The 6,819-nt window shown below is 28.1% G+C and carries 6 protein-coding genes; 5 read left to right on the plus strand and 1 reads right to left on the minus strand.

The window, feature by feature from the left end; genetic code table 11:
* Positions 1-46: 46 nt before the first annotated feature.
* From E6248_RS01235 to E6248_RS01255, 5 genes are all read left to right on the plus strand, one after another.
* Positions 47-469: a YaaR family protein gene (locus E6248_RS01235; protein WP_316339029.1), complete on the plus strand. Its 423-nt coding sequence runs from the start codon at positions 47-49 to the stop codon at positions 467-469.
* 126 nt (positions 470-595) lie between these two features.
* Positions 596-2,308, plus strand: coding sequence for an ABC transporter ATP-binding protein (locus tag E6248_RS01240; protein ID WP_316339030.1), 1,713 nt, complete (start codon positions 596-598; stop codon positions 2,306-2,308).
* A gap of 175 nt (positions 2,309-2,483) precedes the next feature.
* A complete protein-coding gene (gene trxA, locus E6248_RS01245; RefSeq protein WP_316339031.1) occupies positions 2,484-2,798 on the plus strand; it encodes a thioredoxin in 315 nt (104 codons plus the stop codon).
* Between the two features lie 14 nt (positions 2,799-2,812).
* On the plus strand, positions 2,813-3,679 hold the full coding sequence (locus E6248_RS01250; protein ID WP_316339032.1) for an NAD(P)/FAD-dependent oxidoreductase: 867 nt from the start codon (positions 2,813-2,815) through the stop codon (positions 3,677-3,679).
* A gap of 209 nt (positions 3,680-3,888) precedes the next feature.
* Positions 3,889-5,625, plus strand: a complete 1,737-nt coding sequence (locus E6248_RS01255; protein WP_316339033.1) for an oleate hydratase — start codon at positions 3,889-3,891, stop codon at positions 5,623-5,625.
* A gap of 135 nt (positions 5,626-5,760) precedes the next feature.
* On the opposite strand, the gene E6248_RS01260 is transcribed toward E6248_RS01255, so the two are convergent.
* Positions 5,761-6,576, minus strand: coding sequence for a VanW family protein (locus tag E6248_RS01260; protein WP_316339034.1), 816 nt, complete (start codon positions 6,574-6,576; stop codon positions 5,761-5,763).
* Positions 6,577-6,819 lie beyond the last annotated feature (243 nt).

A 6,819-nucleotide genomic window follows, 5' to 3' on the forward strand; every position in this document is an offset into this window, starting at 1 on the left:
GGAATTTTAAATTTAGTGATATAATAGCTTTAAGGATGGTGGAGATATGGAAGTTGGAAGAATTAATAGAAAAGGTATAATTCAGCAAGATAGAAAGGTTGTTTCTGAAAAAAAAGATTTTTCTCAAAGTTTTAATCACGCTAAGGAGAGACGATCTGAAGAACAACTTAAAGAAATGATAGAGGAAATACATAAAAAAGGAAATAGATTAGTAGTTACAAAAACATATGGAGATGTAGTAGCATATAAAAAAATGATAAAAGAATATTTAGAATCTATTCTTAAATTTATGTATAACACTAAAAAAGATATTAGTTTTTGGCAAACTCAATATTTTATAACTATAGATACAATAGATGCAAAGCTTGAAGAATTGACTACAGCACTATTAAAAGGTGAAACTGATAATTTAAATATGGCGGCATCAATAGATGAAATTCAAGGGTTAATAGTAGATATATATAGATAGTTTGTAAATATGCTGTATTTTACTTGAAAATTATTATCAATAAATATATTATAAGTTATAGTTATAAGAATTATTAAGAAATAATATATAAACGTACTAAATTATGTACCAATATAAGGAGGAAAAATGGTAAGAAGATTTATTAGTTATTATAAGCCCTATAAGAAATTATTTTTCTTTGACTTACTTGCAGCTTTTATTACTGCAGCTTGTGATCTTGTTTATCCAATGATGACAAGAAATTTAGTTAATGATAGTATTCCAAATAAAAATATTAGAATGCTAGTTGTTTTTGGTGTTACTTTGCTAGCTATTTATTTTATAAAAGCAGCTTGTGGATATTTTATGCAATATTATGGACATGTTATGGGTGTACATATGCAAGGAGATATGAGAAGAGATATGTTCTTACATCTTCAAAAGTTACCTAATACTTATTTTGATAACAATAAAACTGGTGACTTAATGAGTAGAATGATAAACGACCTTATGGAAGTTTCAGAGCTAGCTCATCATGGTCCAGAAGATATATTTGTTTCATTAGTAATGTTAATTGGTTCCTTTATAGTATTATGTACAATTAATATTCCTCTAACTCTTATTATATTTGCTTTTATACCTTTTATAGTTTTATTTACATGGAAGCAAAAAAATAAGATGCTAACTGCCTTTATGGAAACTAGGGTAGAAACATCAGCAGTTAATTCTAATTTAGAGAATTCTTTATCAGGAATAAGAATAACAAAGGCATTTGTTTCTCATGACCATGAAGTGGACAAGTTCCAAAAAGGAAATAATAAATTTAAAAATGCAAGATCTAGAGCTTATAAAGTTATGGCAGAATATTTTGCAGGTGTAGGTTTTGGAATAGATTTTCTAGACTATGTAGTTTTAATTGCAGGCGGAATTTTCACATATTTCAATATAATAAATTTAGGAGATTTCTTTGCATATCTTTTATATATAAAATTATTTACTCAACCAATTAAAAAGCTTGTTAACTTTATGGAGCAATACCAAAATGGTATGACTGGTTTCAAAAGGTTTGTTTCAATAATTGATGAAGAAACAGAAAATGATGGAGAAATAGAGCTTAATGACGTTAAAGGAAATATTGAGTTTAAAGATGTACACTTTAGTTATGAGGAAAAGAGCATACTAGAAGGTATTAATTTAAATATTGAAAAAGGCAAGATGCTTGCCTTAGTAGGACCTTCTGGTGGTGGAAAAACTACTTTCTGTAATTTAATTCCTAGATTTTATGATGTTACAGAAGGTGATATAACTATAGATGGTAGAAGTGTATATGATGTTACTTTAGAGTCATTAAGAAGTAATATTGGAATAGTACAACAAGATGTATTTTTATTCACTGGAACAATTAAGGATAATATATTATATGGTAAACAAGATGCTACAGATGAAGAAGTAATAGCAGCAGCAAAAAGAGCTAATATACATGATTTTATTATGAAATTAGATGATGGTTATGAGACTTATATAGGTGAAAGAGGAGTTAAACTATCAGGTGGACAAAAGCAAAGAATTTCTATTGCTAGGGTATTTTTAAAGAATCCACCAATATTAATTTTAGATGAAGCAACTTCAGCTTTAGATAATACAACAGAATATATGATTCAAAAATCCTTAGAAGAACTTTGTAAGGGAAGAACTACTATAGTAGTTGCACATAGATTATCAACTATTAAAAATGCAGATGAAATCCTAGTTTTAACTGATAAAGGAATTGAAGAAAAGGGAAGTCATGAAGATTTATTAAAGGTTGATGGACTTTATAAAGAATTATATGAATCACAATTTTTAAATTTAAAGAAATAAAAATATATTAAATGGGAAAATATAATATAGCATATATTATTTCAAGATTTTAAATTTATCACATAATAGTAAGATAAAATTGATAATTGAAACATATGCTATTGACGATATTATGTAGAATAAAGTAAAATATCAATATAGATACCCACTAGGGGTATAATAGGAGGTAGTTTATATGGTAGAACATGGAAGTGAATTAAATTTTGAGGAATTAGTTTTAAAAAATGAAGGAGTAGTTTTAGTAGATTTCTGGGCAAAGTGGTGTGGTCCTTGTAAAATGATAGCTCCAGTAGTAGAAGAAATATCTAATGAAGTTACAGATGCTAAATTTATTAAAGTAGATGTAGATGAAAATGAAGATTTAGCAAATAAGTACGATATAATGAGCATTCCAACATTAGTAGTGTTTAAAAATGGTAAGCCTGTTGAAACATTAGTAGGATTTATGCCTAAGGATAGCTTAAAAGAAGCTGTTACTAAGCATTTATAATTAGAGGTGAAACTTTGAGTGAAAGATATGATATTGCAATTGTAGGAAGTGGACCTGCAGGTTTATCAGCAGCTTTAAATGCAAAAATAAGAAACAAAAGTTTTATTATTTTTGGAAATAGAAACTTATCTAGTAAAATAGAAAAAGCTCCTGGGATAGATAATTATCTTGGGTTCCCTAATATAAGTGGAAATGAGTTAAAGGTTAAATTTCAAGAGCATATTAAAGAAATGGAAATAGAAATAGCTGAAAATAGAATAGATAGTATTTATGCAATGGGAAGTCATTTTGTATTAATGTCAAATGATAAGTCTTTTGAAGCTACATCAATTATTTTGGCTACTGGTATTGAATATACTAAACCCTTAATAGGAGAGCTTGAATACTTAGGAAGAGGAGTTAGTTATTGCGCTACTTGCGATGCTAATTTTTATAAAAAGAAAAGAGTTGCAATATTAGGATATAACAAAGAGGCTGAAAGGGACGCAAACTATGTATCTGAAATAGCTTCTGAAGTATATTATGTACCTATGTATAAGGAGCCATATTACATCAATGATAGTATTACTATTATTAAAGATAAACCTAAGAAGATACTAAATGAGTCTGGTAATAGAACTTTAGTTTTAGCTAATAATGAAATTGAAGTTGATGGTATTTTTATAATAAAGGATTCGATTTCACCAGCTCAATTAGTCCCAGGATTATTAATTGAAGATGATCATATTTCAGTAGATAGATATATGAAAACTAATATTAAAGGTTGCTTTGCAGCAGGGGATTGTGTAGGAAAACCATATCAATATATAAAAGCAGCTGGAGAAGGCAATATTGCATCATTAAGTGCAGTAAAGTACCTAGATGAATTAAAGAAAAAATAGTATATTTTAATAACAAACTTTAAGTAATAAATAATGTTTAAAAAAGTAAGGATGAAACTAGATATTTTAATGTTTCATCCTTTATATTTTAATAAATTTATAAAGTTGTACTAGTTAGTCAGCTTTTTTAAGGATAATACTTTTTTATTGGGGGAAACTGTATTATTATAAGAGTATGAAATAAAAATACTTACGAAAGGGTGAGGTTAATGAGTAAAAGAAATAAAAGTAGTAAAGTTAATCCATTATTAGTTGTAGGCGCTATAGCAGGAACAGCAGCAGTAATTGCGGCTGCAAAGAAAATAAAAGATAATAATGATAAAAAGGCTAAGATGATAACTTATTCTGAAGGTTTTGTAGAAAGTGGAGATAGACAAATCTACTTTGTTGGTGGGGGTCTAGCATCTCTTGCAGGTGCAGTATATTTAATTAGAGACTGTAAAGTAAAGGGTGAAAATATTCATATTATTGAAAGTACTAATATATTAGGTGGCAGTAATGATGGAGCTGGAAATGCTCAAAATGGATTTATAGTCCGTGGTGGAAGAATGCTAAATGAAGAAACATATGAAAATTTCTGGGAATTATTTAGTAGTATTCCTTCAATTGATATGCCAGGTATGAGTGTTACAGAAGAAATATTAAATTTTGATCATTTACATCCAACTCATGCACAAGCAAGGCTGATTGATGAAGATGGAAATATTTTAAATGTTAAAAGCATGGGATTCAATAATTCAGATCGTTTAGCTTTAGGAAAATTAATGATGATGCCTGAAGATAAATTAGATGATTTAACTATTGAAGATTGGTTTAAAGATACACCACATTTCTTTACTACAAACTTCTGGTATATGTGGCAAACTACCTTTGCCTTCCAAAAATGGTCTAGTTTATTTGAATTTAAACGTTATATGGAACGTATGATATTTGAATTTTCTCGTATAGAAACTTTAGAAGGGGTCACTCGTACACCATATAATCAGTATGAATCATTAATATTACCTTTAAAGGAGTATTTAAATAAGTATAATGTAGATTTCAGTATTAATGCTACTGTTACAGATATAGATTTTAAACCAGGAGATGGAATAACTGCTACTGCAATTCATATAAAGTTAGATGATGAAGAAAGCATAATTGAGTTAAGAGATGAAGATTTATGTATAGTAACAAATGGATGTATGACTGATTGTGCGACTTTAGGAGATTTAAAAACTGCACCAGAATATCTTCCAAGTAATCCTCCTTCAGGAGAGCTTTGGGAAAGAATTGCAAAGAAAAAATTAGGACTTGGTAATCCAGTCCCATTCTTTAATCATCCAGAGCAAACTAATTGGGAAAGCTTCACAGTTACTTGCAAAGGTAATAAGCTATTAAAGTTAATTGAACAATTCTCTGGTAATATACCTGGAAGTGGAGCTTTAATGACATTTAAAGATTCAAGTTGGTTAATGAGTATTGTAGTTGCTGCTCAACCTCACTTTAAGAATCAGCCAATGGATACTACTATTTTCTGGGGATATGGACTTTATACAGATAAGGAAGGAGACTATGTTAAGAAGCCAATGAAAGAATGTACTGGTGAAGAAATTTTAATAGAATTATTACATCATTTACATTTTGAAGATCAACAAGAAGAAATTATGGAAGACATAGTTAATGTTATACCATGTATGATGCCATATATAGATGCTCAATTCCAACCTAGAAAAATGACTGATAGACCTAAGGTTGTACCAGAAGGTTCTACAAACTTTGCATTAATAAGTCAATTTGTAGAAATACCTGAAGATATGGTATTCACTGAAGAATATTCAGTTAGAGCTGCAAGAATAGCAGTATATAAATTATTAGGTGTTACTCACAAGTCAATAATACCTGTAACTCCTTATAAGAAGGATAAAAAAGTATTATTAAAAGCTTTAAAAAAATCATATAGCTAGAATTAATAAAGAGAAAAATAGTGAAAAGTTAATAGTGAAAGAGCTTAGGAGTTTTTGCAATGCAAAACTTTCTAAGCTCCTTCACTTTTTTAATTTATAATTTATTTTCAATTATGAATTATACATTATGAATTATTAATTACCGATATATGGTTGGTACATCATAAATGCATGATTTTCAGTGATGTATTCATCATTAATTTCATCACCAACAATATTATAAACTTTTCTATATAGTACATTATTTCTAATATAATGACCGAAAAATCCAGGAGTCATTGAATGTTCTTTTTCGTAAACTTCATACCTATAATTACATGTTTCAGTTGAACGCCATTCACCTATAAGACTTTCCTTTGTAAGATATAGTTTAAGCTGATAAGGAGTATTGGTAGTGTTCTTTATTTCTAAATCTAAGTAATTATAAAAACATGTAGCTCCAGAACCGAAGGGTTGGGTTCTATTTACATCAGGAAAAACATCATGACTATGTCTATATCGTTCTGTAACAGTTAGAGGAGAATGTAAAGTGATCCAATAAATTAAATTAGACAATTGGCATAAGCCTCCACCAACACCAGATTCAAAATTACCATTAGGGCTAAGAACCATCCCATCTTTATAACCTTTTCGATAAGTAGGTTTTCCGATTAGTTTCCAATAAGAAAAGTATTCACTAGGCATAATAATAACTCCATCTAGCTTTTCTATTGCTAGTTTTAAATTTTCAACTTTATTATGTTGTAAATACATATCAACATTAAGTAACTTTCTATAAAGAGGTGTACTGTGTGTAAAAACTACATGTTTTAAAGTATCTTTATTGATATTTTTACTATATGTATTTTGAGAGAACCACCAATAAAAATATTTCCTTATTTTATAGTAAGATTGTCCTAAAGTTAATCTTAATTTACTTCGATTAATAGGTTTTTTCTCAATATAGGTCATAATTTCAGCTCCTAAAAGATAATACAATACAATTGTAAAATAAAGGGAGAATATATACAAGTAGTTAAATATATAAATCTATTTTTAATTTTTGAGATTAGGCAATATTTAGTATAGAATATGGAAGTGGAAATTATGAATGAAAAAAAATAAAGAAATAAAGATTATGAAATAAATGAATTAAAGAATGATAATATTATTTTATTAAATAAAAATGAAAGAATTAAGGAAATAATTTAGCAA

This window comes from Clostridium sp. (genome assembly GCF_032552055.1).
In the GTDB taxonomy this organism is placed as follows: Bacteria; Bacillota; Clostridia; order Clostridiales; family Clostridiaceae; genus Clostridium.

Excerpts from the sequence above, each read along its gene's own strand:
- E6248_RS01260 (WP_316339034.1), bottom strand. The coding sequence starts at position 6,576 with ATGACCTATATTGAGAAAAAACCTATTAATCGAAGTAAATTAAGATTA.
- E6248_RS01255 (WP_316339033.1), top strand. The coding sequence starts at position 3,889 with ATGAGTAAAAGAAATAAAAGTAGTAAAGTTAATCCATTATTAGTTGTA.
- E6248_RS01235 (WP_316339029.1), top strand. The coding sequence starts at position 47 with ATGGAAGTTGGAAGAATTAATAGAAAAGGTATAATTCAGCAAGATAGA.
- trxA (WP_316339031.1), top strand. The coding sequence starts at position 2,484 with ATGGTAGAACATGGAAGTGAATTAAATTTTGAGGAATTAGTTTTAAAA.
- E6248_RS01240 (WP_316339030.1), top strand. The coding sequence starts at position 596 with ATGGTAAGAAGATTTATTAGTTATTATAAGCCCTATAAGAAATTATTT.